The 22,159-nt window shown below is 38.5% G+C and carries 24 protein-coding genes and 2 tRNA genes; 14 read left to right on the top strand and 12 right to left on the bottom strand.

Annotated elements, in window-relative coordinates; translation table 11 throughout:
- Positions 1 to 63 precede the first annotated feature (63 nt).
- Complete coding sequence (locus GQR39_RS19040; RefSeq protein WP_007579798.1) at positions 64 to 993, top strand: EamA family transporter; 930 nt, start codon at positions 64 to 66, stop codon at positions 991 to 993.
- 37 nt (positions 994 to 1,030) lie between these two features.
- Here the strand turns inward: GQR39_RS19040 and GQR39_RS19035 are convergent, their stop codons facing one another.
- Positions 1,031 to 1,900: a YegS/Rv2252/BmrU family lipid kinase gene (locus GQR39_RS19035; RefSeq protein WP_024589492.1), complete on the bottom strand. Its 870-nt coding sequence runs from the start codon at positions 1,898 to 1,900 to the stop codon at positions 1,031 to 1,033.
- A gap of 326 nt (positions 1,901 to 2,226) precedes the next feature.
- Here GQR39_RS19035 and GQR39_RS19030 point away from each other — a divergent pair, with 326 nt between their 5' ends.
- The 4 genes from GQR39_RS19030 (at position 2,227) to GQR39_RS19015 (ending at position 3,803) form a co-directional block, all read left to right on the top strand.
- Positions 2,227 to 2,367: a hypothetical protein gene (locus GQR39_RS19030; protein ID WP_010554841.1), complete on the top strand. Its 141-nt coding sequence runs from the start codon at positions 2,227 to 2,229 to the stop codon at positions 2,365 to 2,367.
- A gap of 219 nt (positions 2,368 to 2,586) precedes the next feature.
- A tRNA-Ser gene (locus GQR39_RS19025) sits at positions 2,587 to 2,677 on the top strand.
- Between the two features lie 52 nt (positions 2,678 to 2,729).
- Positions 2,730 to 2,822 (top strand) — tRNA-Ser (locus tag GQR39_RS19020).
- A 492-nt stretch (positions 2,823 to 3,314) separates the two neighbouring features.
- Positions 3,315 to 3,803, top strand: coding sequence for a DUF4124 domain-containing protein (locus GQR39_RS19015; RefSeq protein WP_007579794.1), 489 nt, complete (start codon positions 3,315 to 3,317; stop codon positions 3,801 to 3,803).
- Here the strand turns inward: GQR39_RS19015 and GQR39_RS19010 are convergent.
- Entirely contained in the window at positions 3,787 to 4,911 is a 1,125-nt protein-coding gene (locus GQR39_RS19010; protein ID WP_165736357.1) for an aminotransferase class V-fold PLP-dependent enzyme, read from the bottom strand. The two genes, GQR39_RS19015 and GQR39_RS19010, sit on opposite strands and share 17 nt — an antisense overlap.
- 1 nt (position 4,912) lies before the next feature.
- Positions 4,913 to 6,082 carry a monodechloroaminopyrrolnitrin synthase PrnB family protein gene (locus GQR39_RS19005; protein WP_165736356.1) on the bottom strand — a complete coding sequence of 390 codons (1,170 nt, stop codon included), beginning with the start codon at positions 6,080 to 6,082 and terminating at the stop codon, positions 4,913 to 4,915.
- Positions 6,083 to 6,218: 136 nt separating this feature from the next.
- On the opposite strand from GQR39_RS19005, the gene GQR39_RS19000 reads away from it, so the two are divergent.
- The 4 genes from GQR39_RS19000 to GQR39_RS18985 all read left to right on the top strand — a co-directional run bounded on the left by GQR39_RS19000 (position 6,219) and on the right by GQR39_RS18985 (position 12,003).
- On the top strand, positions 6,219 to 6,674 hold the full coding sequence (locus GQR39_RS19000; RefSeq protein WP_007579788.1) for an Lrp/AsnC family transcriptional regulator: 456 nt from the start codon (positions 6,219 to 6,221) through the stop codon (positions 6,672 to 6,674).
- A 72-nt stretch (positions 6,675 to 6,746) separates the two neighbouring features.
- The gene (locus GQR39_RS18995; RefSeq protein ID WP_165736355.1) at positions 6,747 to 9,467 is read left to right on the top strand and encodes an ATP-binding protein; all 2,721 of its coding nucleotides are present in this window, start codon (positions 6,747 to 6,749) and stop codon (positions 9,465 to 9,467) included.
- Positions 9,457 to 10,857, top strand: a complete 1,401-nt coding sequence (locus GQR39_RS18990) for an alpha/beta fold hydrolase (RefSeq protein WP_165736354.1) — start codon at positions 9,457 to 9,459, stop codon at positions 10,855 to 10,857. The genes GQR39_RS18995 and GQR39_RS18990 overlap by 11 nt, the downstream gene beginning before the upstream one ends.
- Positions 10,858 to 10,863: 6 nt before the next feature.
- Positions 10,864 to 12,003, top strand: a complete 1,140-nt coding sequence (locus GQR39_RS18985) for a GNAT family N-acetyltransferase (protein ID WP_165722814.1) — start codon at positions 10,864 to 10,866, stop codon at positions 12,001 to 12,003.
- On the opposite strand, the gene GQR39_RS18980 is transcribed toward GQR39_RS18985, so the two are convergent.
- A complete protein-coding gene (locus tag GQR39_RS18980) occupies positions 11,980 to 12,570 on the bottom strand; it encodes a DUF938 domain-containing protein (RefSeq protein ID WP_165736353.1) in 591 nt (196 codons plus the stop codon). The two genes, GQR39_RS18985 and GQR39_RS18980, sit on opposite strands and share 24 nt — an antisense overlap.
- Before the next feature lie 200 nt (positions 12,571 to 12,770).
- On the opposite strand from GQR39_RS18980, the gene GQR39_RS18975 reads away from it, so the two are divergent.
- From GQR39_RS18975 to GQR39_RS18955, 5 genes are all read left to right on the top strand, one after another.
- Positions 12,771 to 12,956 carry a hypothetical protein gene (locus GQR39_RS18975; protein ID WP_010554833.1) on the top strand — a complete coding sequence of 62 codons (186 nt, stop codon included), beginning with the start codon at positions 12,771 to 12,773 and terminating at the stop codon, positions 12,954 to 12,956.
- A gap of 101 nt (positions 12,957 to 13,057) precedes the next feature.
- Positions 13,058 to 13,423 (top strand): hypothetical protein, encoded by a 366-nt coding sequence (locus tag GQR39_RS18970; protein WP_231609258.1) that lies wholly within the window; start codon positions 13,058 to 13,060, stop codon positions 13,421 to 13,423.
- Positions 13,424 to 13,434: 11 nt separating this feature from the next.
- On the top strand, positions 13,435 to 14,811 hold the full coding sequence (locus GQR39_RS18965; protein ID WP_008137933.1) for a class II fumarate hydratase: 1,377 nt from the start codon (positions 13,435 to 13,437) through the stop codon (positions 14,809 to 14,811).
- Between the two features lie 111 nt (positions 14,812 to 14,922).
- Entirely contained in the window at positions 14,923 to 15,456 is a 534-nt protein-coding gene (locus GQR39_RS18960; RefSeq protein WP_165736352.1) for a hypothetical protein, read from the top strand.
- Between the two features lie 10 nt (positions 15,457 to 15,466).
- On the top strand, positions 15,467 to 15,868 hold the full coding sequence (locus GQR39_RS18955; RefSeq protein WP_024589501.1) for a hypothetical protein: 402 nt from the start codon (positions 15,467 to 15,469) through the stop codon (positions 15,866 to 15,868).
- A gap of 29 nt (positions 15,869 to 15,897) precedes the next feature.
- On the opposite strand, the gene GQR39_RS18950 is transcribed toward GQR39_RS18955, so the two are convergent.
- The 8 genes from GQR39_RS18950 to GQR39_RS18915 all read right to left on the bottom strand — a co-directional run bounded on the left by GQR39_RS18950 (position 15,898) and on the right by GQR39_RS18915 (position 21,928).
- Positions 15,898 to 16,083, bottom strand: coding sequence for a hypothetical protein (locus tag GQR39_RS18950; protein WP_024592231.1), 186 nt, complete (start codon positions 16,081 to 16,083; stop codon positions 15,898 to 15,900).
- Positions 16,084 to 16,098: 15 nt separating this feature from the next.
- The gene (locus GQR39_RS18945) at positions 16,099 to 16,425 is read right to left on the bottom strand and encodes a hypothetical protein (protein WP_010554828.1); all 327 of its coding nucleotides are present in this window, start codon (positions 16,423 to 16,425) and stop codon (positions 16,099 to 16,101) included.
- Positions 16,422 to 17,060 (bottom strand): hypothetical protein, encoded by a 639-nt coding sequence (locus tag GQR39_RS18940; protein ID WP_024592232.1) that lies wholly within the window; start codon positions 17,058 to 17,060, stop codon positions 16,422 to 16,424. Before GQR39_RS18940 ends, GQR39_RS18945 begins: the two co-directional genes overlap by 4 nt.
- 74 nt (positions 17,061 to 17,134) lie before the next feature.
- A complete protein-coding gene (locus GQR39_RS18935; RefSeq protein WP_004335088.1) occupies positions 17,135 to 17,827 on the bottom strand; it encodes a PspA/IM30 family protein in 693 nt (230 codons plus the stop codon).
- A gap of 24 nt (positions 17,828 to 17,851) precedes the next feature.
- The gene (locus GQR39_RS18930; protein ID WP_004335098.1) at positions 17,852 to 18,265 is read right to left on the bottom strand and encodes a DUF2170 family protein; all 414 of its coding nucleotides are present in this window, start codon (positions 18,263 to 18,265) and stop codon (positions 17,852 to 17,854) included.
- A gap of 79 nt (positions 18,266 to 18,344) precedes the next feature.
- Positions 18,345 to 20,066 (bottom strand): polyamine aminopropyltransferase, encoded by a 1,722-nt coding sequence (locus GQR39_RS18925; protein WP_024589502.1) that lies wholly within the window; start codon positions 20,064 to 20,066, stop codon positions 18,345 to 18,347.
- 3 nt (positions 20,067 to 20,069) lie between these two features.
- Positions 20,070 to 20,969 carry a DUF350 domain-containing protein gene (locus GQR39_RS18920; protein ID WP_024609365.1) on the bottom strand — a complete coding sequence of 300 codons (900 nt, stop codon included), beginning with the start codon at positions 20,967 to 20,969 and terminating at the stop codon, positions 20,070 to 20,072.
- Positions 20,970 to 20,995: 26 nt separating this feature from the next.
- The gene (locus GQR39_RS18915) at positions 20,996 to 21,928 is read right to left on the bottom strand and encodes a CHAD domain-containing protein (RefSeq protein WP_165736351.1); all 933 of its coding nucleotides are present in this window, start codon (positions 21,926 to 21,928) and stop codon (positions 20,996 to 20,998) included.
- Positions 21,929 to 22,159 lie beyond the last annotated feature (231 nt).

Raw genomic sequence — 22,159 nt, 5'->3', positions numbered from 1 at the left:
GTATATGGTAAGTATACAGATAGGTCTTAAAATAGCCATTCAATCGGGCTTTGGAGACTAACCATGAAAAGTGCAGCGCTATACATTACAACTGTTTTAATTTGGGGCTCAACTTGGTTAGCCATAGAGTTTCAGTTAGGTGATATTGCGGTAGAGTTATCGTTATTTTATCGCTTTGCTATTGCAGCGCTTTTAATGTGGTTATATGTAGCGTACAAAAAACCCGACATGCGATTTAAGTTACTGGATCATGGCTTTTTTGTTTTATTAGCCATTTGTAATTTTGGATTAAATTATTTAATGCTTTACTGGGCACAAAATCACCTTACCTCAGCCATGACCTCTATTGCCTTTTCAATGCTGCTGGTTATGAACATAGTCAATACTCGGTTATTTTTTGGTAAGCCAATCTCAAAACGAATTTATACAGGTGCTGTACTCGCTGTATTAGGTATTACGTGTCTGTTTTGGCCACAGTTACAGCAGTTCGACTTGAGTAATGGTGCATTGGTCGGGTTACTACTTGCCCTTGGTGGCACCTTTGTGGCTTCATTAGGAAATATGGTAAGCGTTCGTAATTCTCGTAAACAAATTGGTGTATTGCAAGGCAATGCATGGGGTATGTTATACAGCGCTATAGGCTTGGCTTTATATGTATTAATGAACGATGTGCAATTTAGTTTAAACGCTCCACCAAGTTACTGGTTATCACTACTTTATCTATCAATATTTGGCACTGTAATCGCTTTTGGTTGCTACTTTGCTCTACTTAGAAATATAGGCCCTGAAAAAGCCAGCTACGTTATTGTTTTATTCCCATTAGTGGCAGTAACACTGAGTAGCTTTTTTGAAGGCTTTGAATGGCACGCAAATACCTTTGCAGGATTTAGCCTAGTGCTATTAGGTAACGCCATTGTGCTTACTCCAACAAAACGAATTAACGCCTTTTTAGCTAATAGAGCAATGGCTAAAAGTGGCTCCGTCCCCAGTTAGACGCGTTATTAACGCAACTAACGTAAAAGCGCCTACCCTACTTTAGGCGCTTTTTTATTGGCATATGAAAAAGTAAAACCTGCCCATGCACACTAATAACGGCAGGAGTTTTACCTACCAGTTCACCATCAGCTTCAATCAATAACCCTTCAGTTTTTATAGAAGCTGTATTTAAGCGACTGTAGTTAAGGTTTTTTATATGCTGATGGCGCTTAAAAAACAACTTCATAAAGCTTATTACATTATAAAAAAGCCCACCCGATCGCATTTGATAACACTCAAGCAGCCCATCAGTTAAATCTGCTTTTGGCGCTATTTCTAGACCACCACCAAAGTACTTATGATTAGCAAATACGGTAATTAAATTTTTATACTGCCGAACATCGTTATTAAACGTACCTTGTAACTGCTGAGCTTGATAATAAAATAGCTCTTTAATGCTCGTCCAACTGTAATCAAAAGATGAAAAACTAGCTTTAGCATTAATCGCTTTAACTACATGAGCATCAAACCCTACCCCTGCAATATTAATAAAATAGCGACTATTAATTTTTCCTACATCAATTGCTGTCGGTGTATTAAATAATGCCTTTCGCCAATCATCTTCTTTGCAACTAAACCCTCTCGAGAAATCATTACCTGTACCGCAAGGCAATAATGCTAACGTACAGCTACTCCCTATTAACGCATTAACCGCCAAGCTCAATGTACCGTCTCCGCCAAGTACAACTACTTTGGTAAATTTACTCAGTAGCAACCTTATTTGAGCACAGTCATCGTTAAAGTTTCCCGTTGTAGTAAACATACAATAAGAAAAACTGCGTTTTTTACAGATGCTTTTAAGCCACATTAGTGATTTTTCACTCTGTTTTTTTGTACTTGGTTTAATAATTATTAGTAGTGACAAGCTTTTGTTTCCAACAATGTATTTAAGAACGAATAAAAAAGAGTTTAATTGAGTTTTTTTAATCTGAATAACTAGTCAAAAAGTTTGTTTAAAATGCATATAAATAAATAAAAAAACACACAAACACCAGTATTGGCGAGAGTAAAGACGATTTTATTTTAACTATTTATGCAAAAACTATAATAAAAAACACTGAACCGCACGTTAATAAAATCAATAAGGATTAGTTTAACTAATCCGTCAGGCTCAATTTTTATCGTTGTCTTTTTAATCAAACAACGTGCAAAATGCACGCGATTTCAACATATACAACCCGGAGCAAAATAATGAAACCAATTAACACATTAAATCAAACAGCAGCAGCTCAAGTAGCAGTTAAACCAACTAACCGTAAAGCAAGAATGTTAGCTAGACTTAACACTATTGGTAAAAGACTAGCACTTAGCGGCGCAGCTCAATATAAATAATCACCCAACCATGATTATTTTTCGGTGCAGCGAACACTCAACCACTAAATGAAGTCACTTATTTAGCTCCCCCTTGTTTGCTGCAACCTATTTATTTTATTAAAAATTGCCTTAATTTCCCCTTATTTACAAAAAAAACCTCATTTACGTACGTTTTTTAGGCAAACAGTCATTTTGCTATTTACACAGCGGTATCACCTAAGTATTATTCTGCGTCACGGAGAGATGGCAGAGTGGTCGAATGCACCGGTCTTGAAAACCGGCATGGGTTTATAGCCCATCTAGGGTTCAAATCCCTATCTCTCCACCATATTTTAATTGGTGGCTTTTTTTACTTCCATCAATACAAACGGTTATGCGTTGGAGAGGTGTCCGAGTGGCCGAAGGAGCTCCCCTGCTAAGGGAGTATAGAGTTTGTAGCTCTATCGAGGGTTCGAATCCCTCCCTCTCCACCATACTTAATTTAAACCACTTAATTGTGGTTTTTTTGTGCCTAAATTTTAACACCAATACTAAATTGGGAGGGTGAGAACCCTCGACAGGGTTCGACAAAATGTCTGGAACATTTTAGGCCGCTGCAAGCGTCGCGCAGCGATTGATTACATGGATGTAAGCAAGTCTATCCCTCCCTCTGGACCATACTTAATTTAAACCACTTGATTGTGGTTTTTTTGTGCCTAAAATTTAACACCGATACTAAATTGGGAGGGTGAGAACCCTCGACAGGGTTCGACAAAATGTCTGGAACATTTTGGGCCGCTGCAAGCGTCGCGCAGCGATTGATTACATGGATGTAAGCAAGTCTATTCCTCCCTCTGGACCATACTTAATTTAAACCACTTAATTGTGGTTTTTTTGTACCTAAAAATTATAAAAACTAAACAAATTGTGCCTAGTAATAACTTAGGGCATTATTAACATAACTTTAGCCACTTTTAGGTTTAGCTATGATCCGGTTCATATTGCTATCAGTTTGCGCGGCAGCACCATTTTTTACCTTGGCACAAAGTACAACAGTGTATAAGTGTGTAATTAAGGGCGTTCCTACCTTTAGCCAAACGCCTTGCGCTAAAGATGCACAAGTTATTACTCTTAAAGATATAAACGTAATTGAAGCATACAAAAGCTCTACGCCCGGTAAAGGTATTACCGACACCTCTGTGGATGACTACTTAGAAGTTCAACAAATAGAACGAGAAATAAAGCGTCTTGAGCTATCTATTGCACAAAGCCAAAAAGAATACGCAGCTAAAAAACAGCAGATAGATTACATGACTCAAGATAAAGCCAATCGTTTAGGCGCTTCGTCTATTGCTGATGCTATCGCAACTAAAACAAATTCGTTAAAGCAAGCTTACGACGCATCAATTAATCAAACGCAGCAAAAAATAGAGTCATTAAAACAAAGAAAACAGCAGCTTAGCCAAAACCCTTAAGCGCTCGTTTTACTATAGAAATAAATTGCGCAACGTCTTCTTGAGTATTATAAATATGTGGCGATACTCGTATTCCAAATTTGCGAGCATCTACACTGACTTTCGCTTTATTAAGCTCTGTAAGTACATGGTCTTGCTGCTTGTTAAAAAACAAAATAACAGTCCCGCTGCATTTATCACTACTCATAGGTGATGCAACATATTTGCCTAGTTGCTCATGAATAAGCGTAAGCATAGCTAAATTATGATTCCTTACCTTGTGAGCAGTTAGCTCTGCAAAGTAAGCAATGCTATTTGCGGCAATAATATAAGGCGCTACAGAGGGAGTGCCCCCCCAAAATTTGAGCGCACTGGCGTTATATTCAAAGTGGTTTATATTGAACTCAAATGGATTTTGATGCGAAAACCAACCCACATCTTTAGGCTCACAATACTCTATTTGGTTTTTGTTAACCCATAAATAAGCTGCACCTGGGCCACCACATAACCATTTAACGCTCGAGCCAATCATAAAGTCAGCATCGAGTATGCTTAAATCAAGCGGTATAACACCCGCTGATTGAGCAACATCAACTATTGATAAACTATTAGTTAATTTACTTATAGCTACAATATCGTATATAGGCGCCTGTACACCTGTATTTGAATACACATGACTTATAAAAACTAAATCGATGTCGGCGGTTATATAACGCTGCCAAACACTAATATCAGTTAGGTTTTCGTGCTCTGGTATAAACATAATTTGTGCGCACTCTGGTAATGCTTTTTGCATTGCAAAACCCATGCTCGGAAAATCACTTTGTGCCATTAGCACTTTACAATTTTTTTGCTGTAGCCGTGGATGCGACATAAGCAACTTTGTTAAGCCACTTGATAAATTAACCTGAGGACAAAACTGCGAACTAGGCGCATTAAATAACTTACCAAGCGCGGTAGTAAATTGCTCAACTGCGGGCAGCCATTGTTGCCAAGGTTCTTTATTTGAGCTCTCCCATGGTAAAAAATAATGCTGAGCTAAATATTGCTGTGTATTTTTAAGAGGGCGCCCTACCGAGTGGTTTAATAAATAACAGCCATCGGCCATACAAAAATCATTTTTAAGCATGCTATTTAACCCATTCTTTAAGTGTATTTAGATCGTCAAAACGTGTTTTTATATCGTCGCGTTTGGCACTGGCTCGCCTATCTCTTAATTTTTCGAGCGAATCAAGTAACACATTAAGCGGCGGACCACTTGCTGTTACCTTGCTCATATGCTGCTGTTGCATATTTTTTGAGGGCTGAGCAATAAACTTTTCAACCAGTTGATTATGATGACCGACTGCGGTGTCGCCATGTAATTTACACACTTGAATAAATAACGTTGCGTGGCTTTTAAACCAATCTGTATTTTTATATGGCTTGGCTTGTAAAAAGTCATCCATAAAGCTTTGCATACGCATGGCTTCTCGTAGGATTTGTTGATCCTCTGGCATCATATATAAAAACTTATCCACCAGCATTTGCGAGTAACTAGGCTCGTTTGCACTACAAAGCCCTAGTAACATATCAATCACGTTAATACCTGCAAAGTCACCAGCATTTGCCCCTCTGTAAACCTCTTTACCTACACGGTACGGTTTATAATAAGGGCGAACGCAGTTAAAAAATCGATCTGTATCGAGCTCAGAATAAAGTGCATTGTTTGACTCAATTACATCTATAAGCGCTTGTTTAGCTACTTTTAATAACTCACCACACAAGGGATGTGAAATACCTAACGGCAATATTTTTAATAATGCATCACTTGCCCGTTTGTAGGCCAAAATGCCTTGAGTGTTATAATCAAGAAACAGCTTTTCATCAGGTAAATTGGTAAATCGTTTATAAATACCGTTAAGTGCTTTGTTATGAGTAGTTAAGTGGGCGGTAGCAAAACGAGGGGTTACGCCAATGGATGCGCCTATATGCATAGCAAGCGCTGAGGCTTCTATTAGCGGTGAAGTGGTTTCTCTGCTTGGCTCAGTAATTTCATGGCGCCTGCACGCTGCCATAAATAATCCTACGTTACCGAGTAAGTCAAAAGCGCTATCAAAGCCTTGATCTGTGTTTCCCTCGGCTAATAAATTGCTAATTAATACGTTGCCTTCTTTTTCTAATTGTTGCTTTAAGGCCTCACCTATTCCTTCTACATTTGCTTTATCGGTTTGCTGCCAATAAAGCTGCTCTAATTCACTATTTAAAGTGACAAACTCTGTTCGTATCCAGTGATCGAAAATAGCGGTATGTGTGTTCATTGGTGTGCTCTATTATTTTTATAGTTAAATGCTAACAGAGTTCAATGAGGGTAAAACGCCAAAAAAATTAGTAAAAACTGCAATACTTAGCAATAATCACTACAAATATAAAAATAATTAATAAAAGCCGACAACTATGTTAGATAAAAAAGATCAGCAATTACTCATTGCACTGCAAAGCCAAGCTCGTATGTCGGTTTCAGACTTGGCCAGCAGTATTAACCTATCGGATACACCTTGCCTAAGGCGTATAAAAAAGTTAGAGCAAGAAAACATTATTACCGGCTACCACGCCGCCATAAATCCTAAAGCACTTAACCTTAATGTGTTGGTATATGCATTCGTACGATTAAGCCAAAACTCGGTAAGTGCTGCAGAGCAATTTGAGCAACATGTAGAAAAGTTACCACATGTATTAGAGTGTTGTGTAATATCAGGAAGCTATGATTATTTATTAAAAATCATTGCACATGATCTTGAGAGCTACGAAACATTTGTAAAACATCAGCTAGGTAGTTTAAGTTGTATTGCAAATATAGAATCAACAGTCGTGTTAAAGCAGTCATTTAGCAAAAAACAGTTACCATTATAAAAATAACCAAAATAACTTACTGTTAGCTATACTGATATTTCAAAACGATAATAATAATTGCTTGGACCTTATGTGAAAAATTTTAACTCTAAAAATCATTCCATTATTTTTTACATCATGTTTGCTTTAGCATATTTTTTAGTCGGCATAGCACTCACTAAACTTGCTTTTAACTCGCAAATAATTCCAATTTGGTTACCTGCCGGCATAGCTCTAGTCGGTTGTTATATTTGGTGGTGGCGCTTTATCCCGCCTTTATTTATAGCTGCAATTGCCTTTAACCTTAATATTTTTGACAGTTCTGCTCATGAGCTAGTCCTGGTCGGTAACTCATTTAACGAGGCTATGTATATCGCCTTTGGTGTTGTTATACAGGCAATGGTCGGCGCAGCTCTTTTAAAGTATTGGCTTGGTCACCCGCTGCGCTTTAAAAAGCGCAAGAATATAATTTACTTTATTCTTGTCATAGCCATATTGGTCAGCTTAATTTCAGCTAACTTTGGCGTATTCGCACTGAGTCAATTTAACTCGATTTACAGTATTGATAATCATTGGAATAATGTTATTTACTGGTGGCTTGGCGATACATTAGGGGTATTAATTGCGACTCCGTTTTTACTTTCTTTATTACCACAAAAGTCTAATCAACATACTATATCGGCATTTCCGACAATTGCAGTATGCTCAGTTTTATTTTTATCAGTCGCGGTAACAACACAATTATACGATCAGGAAAATCGTATAAGCACTATTAAAATTGCCGAACGTGAAGTCCACGTTATAGAAAACAGCCTTTATAGATATACAAATCGCAGTATTATTGCAGTGCAGAGCTTAGCAAGTCAGGTTCAATCATCTCCCATGCTGAGCCAGCAAGATTTTTATTCTTATGCTAGTCAGTTACTAACTCAATACGAGTTTATTAACGCTTTATCGTGGAATGCAAAAATACCTCAAGATCAACGCGAAGTCTTTGCTCAAGAAATATCAAACATTTACCATTTAGATATTGATATAGTCGGTGAGCCTCTTGAAATTAACGATCCCCTTGTTATAGTAAAATACATAGCTCCTTTTAATGGTAATCAAAAAGCGATTGGCTTTAATGTATTTTCAAACCCTGATCGAAAAAACTCTCTGCTTAACCCCGCTATAAAGTACATGCCAGTCGGAACTAAAATAATTCAGTTGGTGCAAACCAAACAACCTAAACCAGCCTATTTATTATTTGCCCCTGTGTACTCTCAATATAACGATGAAAAAACAATTAAAGGCTATGCCACTGGTATATTTTTAGTGCGTAGTATTATTGAGCAGGCCATTTCTAAAGAACAGTCTGATATGTTTTCGATTGGTATATACGAAGATACAAACACACCGCCGTTTTATAGTAATTACTCTCAAGATGTTCAGCAAGCCAAAGGTAGCCGTTTAATGTCGTTTGACGTGGACTTTGCAGGGCAAAAATGGATTGTAAAACTAGCCCTTAAAGAAAGCTTTTTAACACAACATAATAGCCAACTAACTCTATTATTGCTCATACTTCAAGTTGTCGTATGTTCTTTAATTTTAATGGTTTTACTGCTGTTTAATCAGCAACAAATTGCACTTACACGTCAAGTTGCAGAGCGTACACACTCACTCGCACAAGCAAAGCAGCAGTCTGATTTAGCTAATCAGGCTAAAAGCCAATTTTTAGCGAATATGAGCCACGAAATACGTACACCATTAAACGCCGTTATTGGTTTTTCTTCACTTGCTCGAGAAACAGACAGTGCAAGTACACTCATTGGCTATTTAGATAAAATAAACTCATCATCTAAAAGTTTATTAAACTTAATTAATGACATTCTTGATATATCAAAAATAGAATCCCAAAAGTTAGTTATTGAATCTATTGCATTCGACTTAGGTGCCTTAATAACACGCATAGACAATATGTTTGAACAAAGCGCAGTTAACAAAGGTATTAACTGGCAAGTTAACTCAAAGCTACCTTTAAATACCTGGTTTATCGGTGATCCTATGCGAATTGAGCAGGTATTACTTAATTTATGTAGTAACGCGATTAAATTTACAAGCCAAGGCAGCGTTACTTTAAACATAGAAACAGAGTTTACTGCCGCCAATAAAGTACAGCTTGTTATAAACGTTAGTGATACCGGAATAGGTATAAAACCAAGCCAGCATAAAAAATTATTTAACGCATTTACCCAAGCTGATAGTTCTACCTCAAGGCAGTTTGGCGGTACAGGACTTGGCTTAACAATAGCAAAAGAGCTAAGCCAATTAATGGGGGGAGAAATAGCCCTTAAAAGTGAAATAGATAAAGGCTCTACTTTTACATTTTCAATGCGATTAGAAACAACAGAGCCTAAAAAAGAACATGTTATTACATTTGATAATACTAATATTACTTCGCTAGACATTTTGGTCGCAGAGGATAACCCTGTAAATCAAATGGTTATTAAAGCGATGCTTGGCTCGTTAGGGATTGTGCCGTATATGGTAGAAAACGGTGAGTTGGCGGTCGATATAGTGAAAAAGCAGCATTTTGACTTAGTGCTTATGGATTGCCAAATGCCTGTAATGGATGGCTATAGAGCAACGGCACTGATCCGCCAGTTTAAAACCGAACAAGAACTCCCTATTATTGCTTTAACTGCCGACGTAATGCCAGAGGATAAAGCACATGCACAAGCAGTTGGATTTAATCAACATCTTGCAAAACCGCTTGAACTCATTAAGCTAACCGAGTGTCTTGTCCAATATGCAGAAGTTAATGAACAATAGTGGTTTAATTTTAAGAATAGTTTTAAGAGTATTTTTAAGAGTAGCTTTTGGTTTTGTTTTAAGTGTTTTTTCTCATACAGCTGTCGCTCAAAACTGTATATCGCAGGCGAGCGACTTTAAATTTATAACAAAAAGTAAGCAACAAGGCTTATTACGCTTTGAAAATGAGCACAACCACCAGCGCTTTAATTACCACGCCATTTTACCATTTAACGATTACTTAGATTTTGCATATAAACATATAAATAAAACCAATCCACGTGCAGATATGCCATGCCCTGTTATTACACAAACCTATCAGCAATTAGTAACACAAGGTACGCGAAAACCTGACCCTACTATTGCAGATATTATTGCTCCTTTTGAGCTCACGCATCCAAACAGTAATAAAGTTGCACTACTAATCCACGGGCTAACTGATTCACCCTTTACGTATCACGATTTAGCACAAGTGTATTATCAGCAAGGCTATACTGTGCGTACTATTTTATTACCAGGACATGGAAGCGCCGCAAGTGCGTTACTCAATGTAGAGGTTAGCCAATGGCAACAAGCAATAAAATACGGTATTGAACGCTCGGTGCAAGACTTTGATGAGGTGATACTCGCAGGTTACTCTACCGGTGCAGCGTTACTTATTGATTACGCAACCAAACACACTGTATCCCCTAAAATTAAAGCGCTTATGCTTTATTCGCCAGGCTCCGAGCCACATAATAAGTACGGCTGGATAGCAAAGTGGATTGATGCCATACCCTTTGTTAATTGGATTGATAAAGATGCCGATGTAGACTTTGCTAAGTATGAATCATTTCCTCTAAACGCAGCTGCCGCTTCGTACGATGCAATGTCACTTGCAAGTGTAAGTAGCTTAAACAAACGCCCTGCACTTAAATTACCTATTTTTAGTGTACTTAGTGATATTGATACCACGATAGACACGCGTGCCACGCTAAAGTTATTGAGTACATTACACAAAGATAATTCAGTAAAATATAAGCCACTCGATACTTTAGTACTTTATGGAAGCACCAATATTTTACCGCCAGACTTTGCTAGTGACTACACAGTAAATAATCCGCAATGCACAACACCTCAATGTAAAAAGGTTCATGGTATGTCGCATATTGCTGTTGTTAACTCACCGCAAAATCCACATTATGGAATTAAAGCAACTTATCGCAATTGTGGCAGCTTTATTAACGACGAGTCCCTATACAAAACATGTAAAACAACTAAAAACCCACAACTAGGAGAGCGTACAAGCGCCAACTTAAAACACTACCCGGCTTTACAGCGCTTAACTTATAATCCTCATTTTACCGAGCTTAAAATGCAAATTAGTACGTTTATTAAAAACGTAGAACAGCTTAAAACACCTACAAGGTAAGTAGTCATGGGAACGTTTTCGCACCAATGGTTTAGCAGTATTAATGAGATTGATCAGGCGCAGTGGCAACGTTTATTTGGTGATGAACCATTTACTCAACATGCTTTTTTATATGCCCTTGAACAAAGCCAATGCGTAACACAAAAAAGTGGTTGGCAGCCCCATCACCTCGCTATTTTTGAAAGTGATACGCTCGTTGCACTTGCACCTGGGTATTTAAAAAGTCATTCATACGGCGAGTATGTATTTGACTGGGCCTGGGCTGAGGCATACGAAAAACACGGTTTAGAATATTATCCCAAGTGGCTATCTGGCATTCCTTTTAGCCCTATTGAAGGCAAGCGCATTGCTATCGAGCACGCTAATCCAAATGCGGTATATCAATACATTACAGAGCAACTTAGCTTACACAGTGCTCAGCAAGGATGGTCGGGATGGCATGTTAATTTTTGCGACCAAGCCCAAGCCACCTCATTAACTGAGCAACACGCCATGTTAAGAGTGGGTGTGCAATTTCAGTGGTTTAATAAAGGTTATGAATCCTTTGACGACTTTTTGCAGATGCTTAGCTCACGAAAACGTAAGTCACTTAAAAAAGAGCGAGCTAAAATAGCGCAACAGAACATTGATATTGAATGGCTGCAAGGAACGCAAATTACGCCCGAGATAATGCAATTGTTTTGTGAGTTTTATCAGCGTACCTACTTAAAGCGCTCTGGTCATTTGGGCTATTTAAATATGGAGTTTTTTACGCTTTTACATGCCTTAATGGCTAATACTCTCGTTATTATGCTGGCCAAAAGAGACGATAACGTGATTGCTGCAACACTTAGTTTAGTAGGTAAAAATACGCTTTATGGGCGCTACTGGGGAGCAAGTGAGGAAGTAGATTCGCTGCACTTTGAATTGTGTTATTACCAAGGTATTGAGTTTGCAATAAAGCATAAACTCAACTGTTTTCATTCGGGTGCACAAGGTGAGCACAAAATAGCACGCGGATTTGAACCCGTACTTACCTACTCTGCTCACCATATTGTTGATGGCGACTTTAGTAATGCAATAAGCGACTACTTAAAGCGTGAACGCGGCCATATTGATATATATAAAGAGCAATGTAGCTCATTACTGCCGTTTAAAAACGAGTAACTGATTATTTGCAGGCATGGCTGTATCGCTAATAAGCGTAAGCCCTGCTTGCTTAGCTAGTTGTTCAACTGCTTCAAAATCTCTTATTCCACTTAACGGATCGCGCTCTGTTAAAAAGGCACTAAAGTCATCATTACTTGGGCTGGTAAATTCACCTTGGTATTTGAATGGCCCATAAATACACAACATACCGTCGCTATTTAAGTGGCGTTTAACACCGTCAAAAAAACGCTCAACTAATTGCCAACTTACAATATGAAATGTGTTTGCAGTATAAATAGCGTCAACTTTATCTATTGGCCACTCATTATTTAAATCAAGCTCAAGTGGTGCATGTAAATTAGTTGAATTAGCTTCGCGGTGCCATAAATTAATCCCTTCGTGGTTTATAGCACGATCACTTGTATGCCATTGTAAATGTGGTAATTGCTCTGCAAAAAAAATACTATGCTGGCCGGTTCCTGAGCCAACTTCGAGTACTGTTTTAGTATTTTTTAATACGTCCTTTAATTGCTCTAAAATAGGGGTTTTATTGTTTTCACAGGCTTGTGAAAATGGCTTTGTCATTACTGTGCACCAAAATTGTAGATTAATGCACAACAGTAAAGCAAATTTAGCTTATTTTGTCGTGATGAAAAAAAGATAATTTTTAAACACTATAACTATCATATGGTTGAGTTAATTTATTACGATTGGTACGTAATATGCTTTTATATAACTAACCCACTAAAGGGTTTAACTTATATTAAATTTCAAAGGATAAAATTATGCATATACCCCCTTATACCGCTGTAGACGCAGCTATTGCTATAACCGAAAAAACCACCGACGATCATAGTTACGCCGTTGATATGAGAGCTACAGTAATCGATTTACTTTCGCACCCTAAACATAATCAACAGGCGATGACCAAACATGAAACAGATCAGATATTTATTCTTGGCTACAATTAAAACTCAAATTAGTATCGCAAATAATTTTTATAATAACTGTTTACACTGAAACCGATTAAATGTAATGATAACTATTATCGTTAACTTAAGTCGGTTTTTTTATGTCTTCAAATTATGCCCAGCATCGTTACCATCAAGAACTCTCTTGCCATTGCTTAAGACCTGGCCTGCATGCACCCATGCTCGTTGCCGATTACATAGAAACCGCCCTTAACGTCGCCAAAAAATTTGAGCAACAACGTAATCCCTTGCTTCAAGAGTTTTATCTTAGACGCACACACCATGAAATTATGAACAAAATGTGCGACCCTCTTATACATAATGCTATTCGTAAACAATGTTTAGAGCAGTTATACAAACCTTTATTAGCACTAAAACGGTTTTATAAAGTGCATAACAATACTGCACAATTTTTAATACTTGAGCGTGAAGCTCGTATTCTTAGTCACGAATTCAACCCTTTTTAAGGAGCACACTTATGAGCAACTTTAGAACAGAATCAGACAGCATGGGCGAGCTACAAGTACCTACTGATGCGCTCTATCAGGCGCAAACACAGCGAGCGGTTAATAATTTTGCCATTAGTGGCTTACCTATGCCAAAGCAATTTATAACTGCACTGGCTTATATAAAACAAGCCGCTGCACAAAGTAACTGTGAGCTAGGCCATTTAAGCAAAGCTAAAGCCGATGCAATTGAGCAAGCTTGCCAAAGTATTATTGATGGTGAACATGTTGAGCATTTTCCCGTTGATATTTTTCAAACAGGTTCTGGCACAAGCTCAAATATGAATGCCAATGAAGTTATTGCAACGCTTGCTAGCCGGATAGGCAATGAAAGCATTCACCCTAATGATGATGTAAACATGGGGCAAAGCTCTAACGATGTAGTCCCTACTGCTATCGCACTCAGTAGCGCAATAAATGTAGTGTACGAATTACTTCCTTCGCTTGAAAATTTATCGCAAAGCCTGGAAAAGAAAAAAGCTGAAGTAGGCCATATAGTTAAAACGGGCCGTACGCATTTAATGGATGCAATGCCTGTAACGTTTGATCAAACACTCAGTGCATGGCAGTCACAAGTTAATCATGCCGCAGCAGGAATTAGACATAGCTTAGAGCGTGTATGCGAACTTGCACAAGGCGGTACAGCTGTTGGAACAGGAATAAATGCCGACCCTAAGTTTGCAGCCAAATTTGCAGAAAATCTGAGTGCCAATGTAGGCATTAGATTTACGCCCAGTAGTAACTTTTTTTATAATATAGGTTCACAAGACGCCATCGTCGCACTTTCTGGGCAATTAAAAGTACTCGCTGTCGCACAAATGAAAATAGCCAACGACCTACGCTGGATGAACTCAGGACCACTTGCAGGTTTAGGTGAAATAGAGCTTGAAGCGCTTCAACCAGGCTCATCTATTATGCCAGGTAAGGTAAACCCAGTAATACCAGAAGCCGCAGCCATGGTAAGCGCACAAGTTATTGGCAACGACGCCACTATTACCGTAGCAGGTCAAGCGGGTAATTTTGAGCTAAACGTTATGCTCCCAGTCATTGCGTATAATATTTTGCAAAGTATTGAGTTACTTGCAAATAGCGCACAAGCGCTGGGCGATAAAGCGATTGCCAGTTTTAAGGTGAATCAGCCAAATATAGATAAAGCACTCGCTAAAAATCCAATTTTGGTAACTGCGCTTAATCCGGTGATCGGTTATGAAAAAGCAGCAAAAATAGCAAAGCAGGCTTATAAAGAAGCCCGCCCAATTATTGATGTAGCTGAGCAGGAAACCGATTTACCACGCAGTGAACTCGAAAAACTACTTAACCCCACCAAACTAACGCAGGGTGGACTTTAACAAAACGATATTTTTTCGCGGCTTTAATTACTTGATAATATAGTTTTTATTGCCGTAAAAAATGCACCGTGTATGATAGTGATGAATATTTCATCACTATCAAGGTTTGTTATGCGTACCCCATTGTTAGCCATACTTTTACCACTTTGTTTAACTGCATGCTTAGATAAAGCACCCACTGAAACGCAGCAAGTAACAATCACCTCAGAAGCTGAAGCACCTAAGCAAGAGCTACAAAAGCTAAAAGAGAACACTCAATTACAAGAAAATACTAAAAAGAACGTAGTTGCTGAAAAAATACCAAAAGCTGATTTAAAAAACGTTTCAATAGACAATATAAAAACAGCTAAAACCGAATTAAATACGCTAATTACAGATAAGCAATGTGATACCAGCACCCAATGTAGAGTAAATGCAGTAGGCAGTCGCGCATGTGGTGGGCCAAGCAGCTTTGTTGTGTACTCAACAAACGCAGCATCTGAGGAACAAGTAGCAGCCCTTAGCGACAAAATTACTAAGCTTGAAAGTAGTTATAATTCACAAAAAGGGATGATGAGCATTTGTCAGCATTTAACAACGCCAAGCACGCAGTGTGTTGAAAATAAATGTGTTAAACTTGAAGGCTCAGCGGTAAGTGCATTTTAAGGATAACGTTATGAGTTGTTTACCATCGGCAATTAAACTATCAATTTTAAGCATTGCTAGCAGCATTTTATTACTAAGTGGTTGTGCTAGTACTGTGACGTCAAATGAGCAAAGTAAAAACTTATCTGACTTAAACTATGATCTGAATAACATGGTGAGTAATAACAGCTGCACTGCAAGCTTTCAGTGCAAAGTACTTGAAGTGGGCGCCCGCGCATGCGGCGGACCGAGTAAATATGCTGTTTATTCAACGCTAAACACATCTCAAGAAGAAGCAGAACAGCTTGCTCAACAAATAACAAAACAAGAAAACATACAAAATAAAGCACAAGGCTTAACTGATTGTTCTCCTGTACTTGAAGTGCAATCGCTGTGTATTAACCACCAATGCCAGTCGTTTGATATAAAATAAAAACGGCCGCGTATAAGCTAATTTCAGCGTTAACTTAAATACGGAATTAACGCTGAAATTACTACCACCAGTACCACGCAAATACCCGCTTTAATAATGTATTTCATGGGCATTGTTTTAAGCACCCAATATGCATAAATAAAACGTACAAAATAACTCGCCGCAGTACCAAACAACGCAAAAATAATTAAGTAAGCAATTAAAACAATATTCATAAAAACCTAATTAAATTATTTCACTTTTTTATTTTTAGTGTGAGCTATTAATAAATCAGCTACTTGTTGCTTTACGGCTCGCTTATCATCGCTTTGTACATCAAAGCGACTGGCTAGTTGCGCTATTTCATCATCATTTAAGTTAAACGATAAACGTTGACGCGTTTTTTTAGACTTTACGTCTAAGCCAAGTATTTTTCGGATCATATCTGACGGCGTTAGCTCTTGATCAATTGCCTGCTTTTTTATCAGCTTTTGAACTTCGCTGCTTAGATCGAATGCCATTTGTGTGGCACGTACAGCTTGTTCCTGACGTAACCACTTATCTTTAGCATCACTCACTTAGCATCTCCGGGAAACAAGTCTACAATGTCTGACATTGGACGCATGAGCGTTAGCGATACTTCGGTTTCGCCGCCATCCCAAATTTCGATATTTAAACCAAAGCCTTCATTATCTGACGCTAAGCAAATCATTTCACATGGCTCACCACCTTCTTGCTCATAGCGAGGCAAAGTTTGGTTGCGGTAATCTTTATTATGGAAATAACACACATAAGGCGACTCGCTTTGTTGGTAGCTTTTAGCTAAAAACTGCATAAAGCGCTCTGGTGTATTTTGCACTGTAATGTGGGTTAACGACTCTTCATCAAAAATACGCGCAAACTCATCAAGGCTAAATATCTCTTCAACTTCGTTTCGCTGAATTTTAATAGAAAAGTTAGCCCACTCTTCGCCATCATCTTGCTCAATTTGTAAAAATACAACTTGGCCGCTATTTGTCTCAAGTACAAATTCAGTATCGCTACTGTGCTGATATTGGTAAGTCTGAATATCAGTAACACGTAACGTTTCACCCTTTAACCATGCAGGATAGGCAAATGAATCAATAACGCTAAACATGTCGCCTTTTTTAAGATCGCTCGGATGATTAAGTTGACGTTCTGGCTCTTTTTTAGATTTGAAAAAATTAAACATAGGAAGGCTGCCTTCTAAGCAAAAAAGGTAACTGAGAAAAACTCGGTTACCTTTTTAAAGTATAAACGTATTAGTTAGCTATTTTGCTTCGCTTTGATGCGAGCTAAAATATCAGCGCTTTTTGGACTTGTGTCGCCAATGCCTGCTTCAGCCATTTTTGCTTTTAAGTCATCGCCATTTACGTCTGACTCAAGTTGCTTTGCAGCACCAAGCTGGTCACTTCGATCTTGTTGGCGCTGTTTAATGCGTTCAAGCGATTGACGAGCCGATGTCATAGACGAGCTGTTTGTATTAAGCGTGCTATTAACAGCCATTGTTGCTTGCTGTACGCTTTCAGTGGTTTTAACCATTGTAAGCTGACGCTGATTTTCTTTAATCGATTTTTCAGCATCTTTAACTTGCTGCTTAAGCGCAACAATGTGATTGCTAAAGCCAGACAATACTTGCTCGTTTTCCGCTTTTTCAGCTTCAAAGTCACCAATTTTTTCTGCAATTTCTAATGCTAACGCTTCGTTGCCCTTTTCAAGAGCTTGGCCTGCATACGCTTCATGTTCAGCGATTGATGCATCTACAGCGCTAATTTTACGCTTAGTTTGCATTTCTTTGGCCATTACTTCAGTAAGGCTTTTTTTAGCTCGGTGAAGTGCATTTTGCGCGTCTGCAATTTCTTGCTCAAAAATACGGATGCCATTTTTGTCTACAATTGCTTCGCCTGCTTCACGAGCGCCGCCACGTACTGCTGTAAATAATTTTTTTAAAATACTCATAATCTTAACTCCACTGACTAGCTATTAATCGTTTAAATACAAGGTCACGGCTTCTAGTGCATCGATAGCGTTATCGGCTAATGTCACTAGTTCGTGGGTAACGTCATCTAGTGATGAATTTACCGACAGTGCACCAAAAATCGCGTATTTGTTATCGATTTTAGCAAATGCACTCAGTGGAATTGGCACGTTTAAACGTAGTAATGTTTCGTTTAACTCGTTGCGTAATTCACTCTTAACTTCATCTTCGTCAAACAAGTAGCTAATACATAACAACTGCTCTTGCGTTTGTGTAACAAAAATTGGAAGTTCATCATTTCCATCAACAATGACTTGTAAAACATCTTGCTCGCCTGGGTTGGCAATCAAGAAAGACTCAAAGTTAGCGCCTTCAGTTTCAAAAGAAGCTAATTTTATTGAAAGTTCATTTAATTCCATGTCTCTGCCTTTTGTCGTTTGACATATTATGTCTGAGTTAAGATTCTCATGGTCGACATATTATGTCAACCATGTTTTATTAGTTTTTATACAATTCGCTTTCTATTTGCCATGCAGTTCGGTAGTAATCATACAACTGACCAGACCCTAACCTATTGACCTCAATACTTTTAACTTGTTCAAAGTAGTGGTTAGGAAATACAAAACTTGCCAATAAATATTCTTTACTAATCCATCTTGATGGCACAGGCATAGCCGTCGCATCATTAATACGGCCACTGGCCGACTGCCCCATTTTAGTCGCTATAGTCCAGCCCCACTGCCCAAAAGAAGGTATGTTTTGCTGATACTGCTCAACATACTCAAACCCAGCAGCTTTAACTGTTTTAGCAATGCTTAAAAACGCTTTTTTAGCGTGATAAGGTGAGGTTGATTGAACCGCCATTGCGCCATCGGGTGCTAATAACTGCCGTACATGATTATAAAAGTAGTCACTGTACATTTTATTTAGATCAGGATGATTAGGGTCAGGTAAATCAATTAAAATAGTGTCGAACTGCTTAGATTGATCAAGCAGTTTTTCAACTTCTAAAAATGCATCACCCACAATTATGTTGGCTCGCGAATCATGCATCGATTTATTGTTTAGCTGTAGCAATCGCTTATTGATGTGCTCTGGCGGCGTAAAGTCACCGTCTTTATGACCAAATAAATTGAGTAGTTGCGCGTCTAAATCTATTAGCGTTACTTCACTTACAGGCCACTTTAAAACATCTCTAAGTGCAAGCCCGTCACCACCACCAATTATTAATACACGGTCGTGTCTGTTAGAGGCAAGCATTGCAGGGTAAACCAGCATTGAGTGATATATTTGCTCATCAATACTTGAGAACTGTAAACGCCCATTTAAATATAAATCGGTAATTGGCTGAGGTTGGTTTTTGCTTAATCTTTCGGTTAAAACTACGTGTTGGTATTTAGTTGCTTGCGAATAAATTACTTTATCTTTGTATAAAACATTACTTAGATTGTTCATCCAGCTACTGCCAAATACTAAAATAAAGCCAAATAATGCCAGTAATACTATATGGCAAACTAAAAGTGCCTTAGCAAAGCGCACATGGGTATGGTAGCGCCATAAAAACGCGAGCCCCGCAATAATATTAAATAACGCCGTCCACGCTGCAGCTTGCATTATAGGCATTGAGAGCATGATACTTACCCAAATGGCTGCACCAATACCAGCACCGATATAATCGGCACCATAAATAGTCCCTGCGTTGTTTTCTAAAAACCGACCATAAACATGCTGACGAATACGCGCTATAAGCGGTATTTCCATACCAATAAATAAGCCCAGTATTAAACCAAAAACATAAGGTAGAAAACGTGACCACTCTTGTAGCTTTTGAAATACGTAACCATTAAGTACAACATCAGGGGGTAAATTAAAAATGCTCGAAAATAAATGAGGAAGAGAATAACTAACTGCTATTACACCCGCTATCGCTAAAATGCAGCCCATGCCAACCAAAGCAATAATGCTTTCTAGCCAAGCAAAAGCGGTAAATGCATCTTTGAACCAGCGCGCTAAAAAAGCGCCTAAGCCCATTGCTACAATCATAGTGCCAATCATGGCGTAAATAGCGCTCTCTACTGAGCCAAGTACACGGCCCGCATAATGAGACAGTAAGTATTCATAAATAAGGCCGCACCCAGCAAGCACGGCCATAACAGTAATAAGTAGTATATCGTGCCCAAGTAAGCGAGACTTACTTGGGGGGGTGTTGGTTGATGACACTGATTATGCGCCTAGTAATGTTGCCATAGTGATACCTACAGCAAATGATACTGCTGCAGAAATAGTAGCTACACCTACATTTTTTTGACGATTAACTTCATCTGAAATATCGCAACCAGATAAAATTATTTTAATTGTCACTAAGTGCAAAATAATAAATGCAACAAGGCTCACTACTGCGCTAATAGCCCAGTATAGTAAACTCGCATTAATATTATCAGCCGCGTAAGGTGCAACACCCGTTGCTGCTGTAATAGCTAATGCACTACCTATTAAAAATCCAGCGTAACGAATACCCACAGCTAAGTTACCATCAACAATTGCTTGTTGTAGGCAGTCGCCACTTTTGTTTGTACGCTTAAATAACTGCACTCGGTATTGGCTAACAAGTAGTAATACAACACTACCTATAATAAAGGCGGCAATTACAATTGGAAGACCATGCCAGCCGTCAGTAGCCACCCATAAAAGAGCTGAGCGAATAACGATAGCAACACTGACAACATGGCCAAAATCAATTATTGAAGCTGTAACGTTACCTTTAACGATTTCGTCGTGCAGGCTTACTTTACGAAGAGCTACTTTATCTTGAAAAAAGTGACCCAACTTAATCAGTACAATTGCTAATGCGCCATAAGCTAACATTTGTAGTGCTTCTTGTTGCAGTGTTGCAGCAAAAGCTCCGCTACTTACACCCGTTAATACAATCGCCAGTGCCACTAAGCCAGCGGCAAAGCTAATACCAAAAGCAAAGTTATCACGCTCTGTTATTTCATCATTTGCATGTAAGTTTGAAACCCAGCCTTTTATATATTTAAGGCTTACAAATAATAAAACAATAATTGCAAAATCAATCGCCAGCGCTTGCAGTGACCACATAGTTATTCCATTAAATTCATACATATTATTCTAACTCCAACTTTATTCTTTTACTTACCACGGCTCACGCCACGAGAGGTTCTGCTACCGCTATCACGCACCGATCCTGAGCTATTGCTATAACTGCTCGAACGAGAATAACTACTGCGGCTTTTTGCTGGCGTATAACTACTACGGCTTAAACCTGATGCACCTGTTTTTTTACTCGCATAAGGGCTTGTAAACTGCTTACCTTGGCGTTGGTATGTTTGGCGCGTGCGTGTTTCTAGCGCGCTTTGGGTTTTAATTTGTTTAGGGCTTGAATAACGCGAGCGGCCATAGTCATTGTAATAGCTATACTTTCGGCGCTTACTCCAGCTTCCATATTCAACACGATCAAATACATCACCTAAAATACGGTACATTCCGTACCATTGCCAAAAGCTAATACCGTTACTATTTGATTGCCAGTTACCATAGTTAGGGTTACCTACCATTTGGTTACCAACACCCTCACCTTCAGCTTGCTTACTAATTGCGCCTACACGCGCTAAAGTGCCTTTGGATATATCAGCTAGCATATTAATAGGATCGGTTAACGCATCAGAAAATAGCGTAGGTTTAGATGCATCACGCAACAAATCAATGCTATGTAACGTATCTTCGTAAGGAGGAATTAAGTAAGTTCCTTTAATATCTTTAAGTCGCTGTGTTAAGCCACTATAAAGTGCGCCTTGGCGCGTTGCATCAAGGGTAATTACATCAACAACTTTTGTAAGCTCTGGTTGTTGTTTTTTAAGAAGCTCGCCATATTCTTTAAGTAACACAGCATTACGTACACTTCCATTATCGAGTGCAGTACCAAGCTGAGACAGCTCCGTATCTACCTTTTTAATAGACTCTTGAATTGTTTGTTGCAGCTGCTCTTCTTTCGATTGACAACCCATAAGCACTGCGAACAAACAAAACAGGCTTATAAGTTTCCAAGCTTTAATATTCGACATTCATGTCACCTGATTTACTAAATTAACTCAGGTAGTTTTACACAGGTCACTTATTAAACCAAGAATGAAATTGCAACAAAATGAGAAGAAACGTGGGACTCTGTAATCAGGGTCTGATTTATTGAGAATTTAGTGAAAATATTAAGCTATATCGTAAGGTTAGAATTGAAGTTTAAGCGTTATAAGGGGGTACTTACAGTGATTTTAGCGTCAGGAATCGCTGCGCTCGCC

It is taken from the genome of Pseudoalteromonas sp. C8 (genome assembly GCF_011378685.1).
Taxonomy (GTDB): Bacteria; Pseudomonadota; Gammaproteobacteria; order Enterobacterales; family Alteromonadaceae; genus Pseudoalteromonas; species Pseudoalteromonas arctica.
The sequence above is the reverse complement of the archived record's forward strand: the minus strand, read 5'-3'. Positions and strand labels throughout refer to the sequence as shown.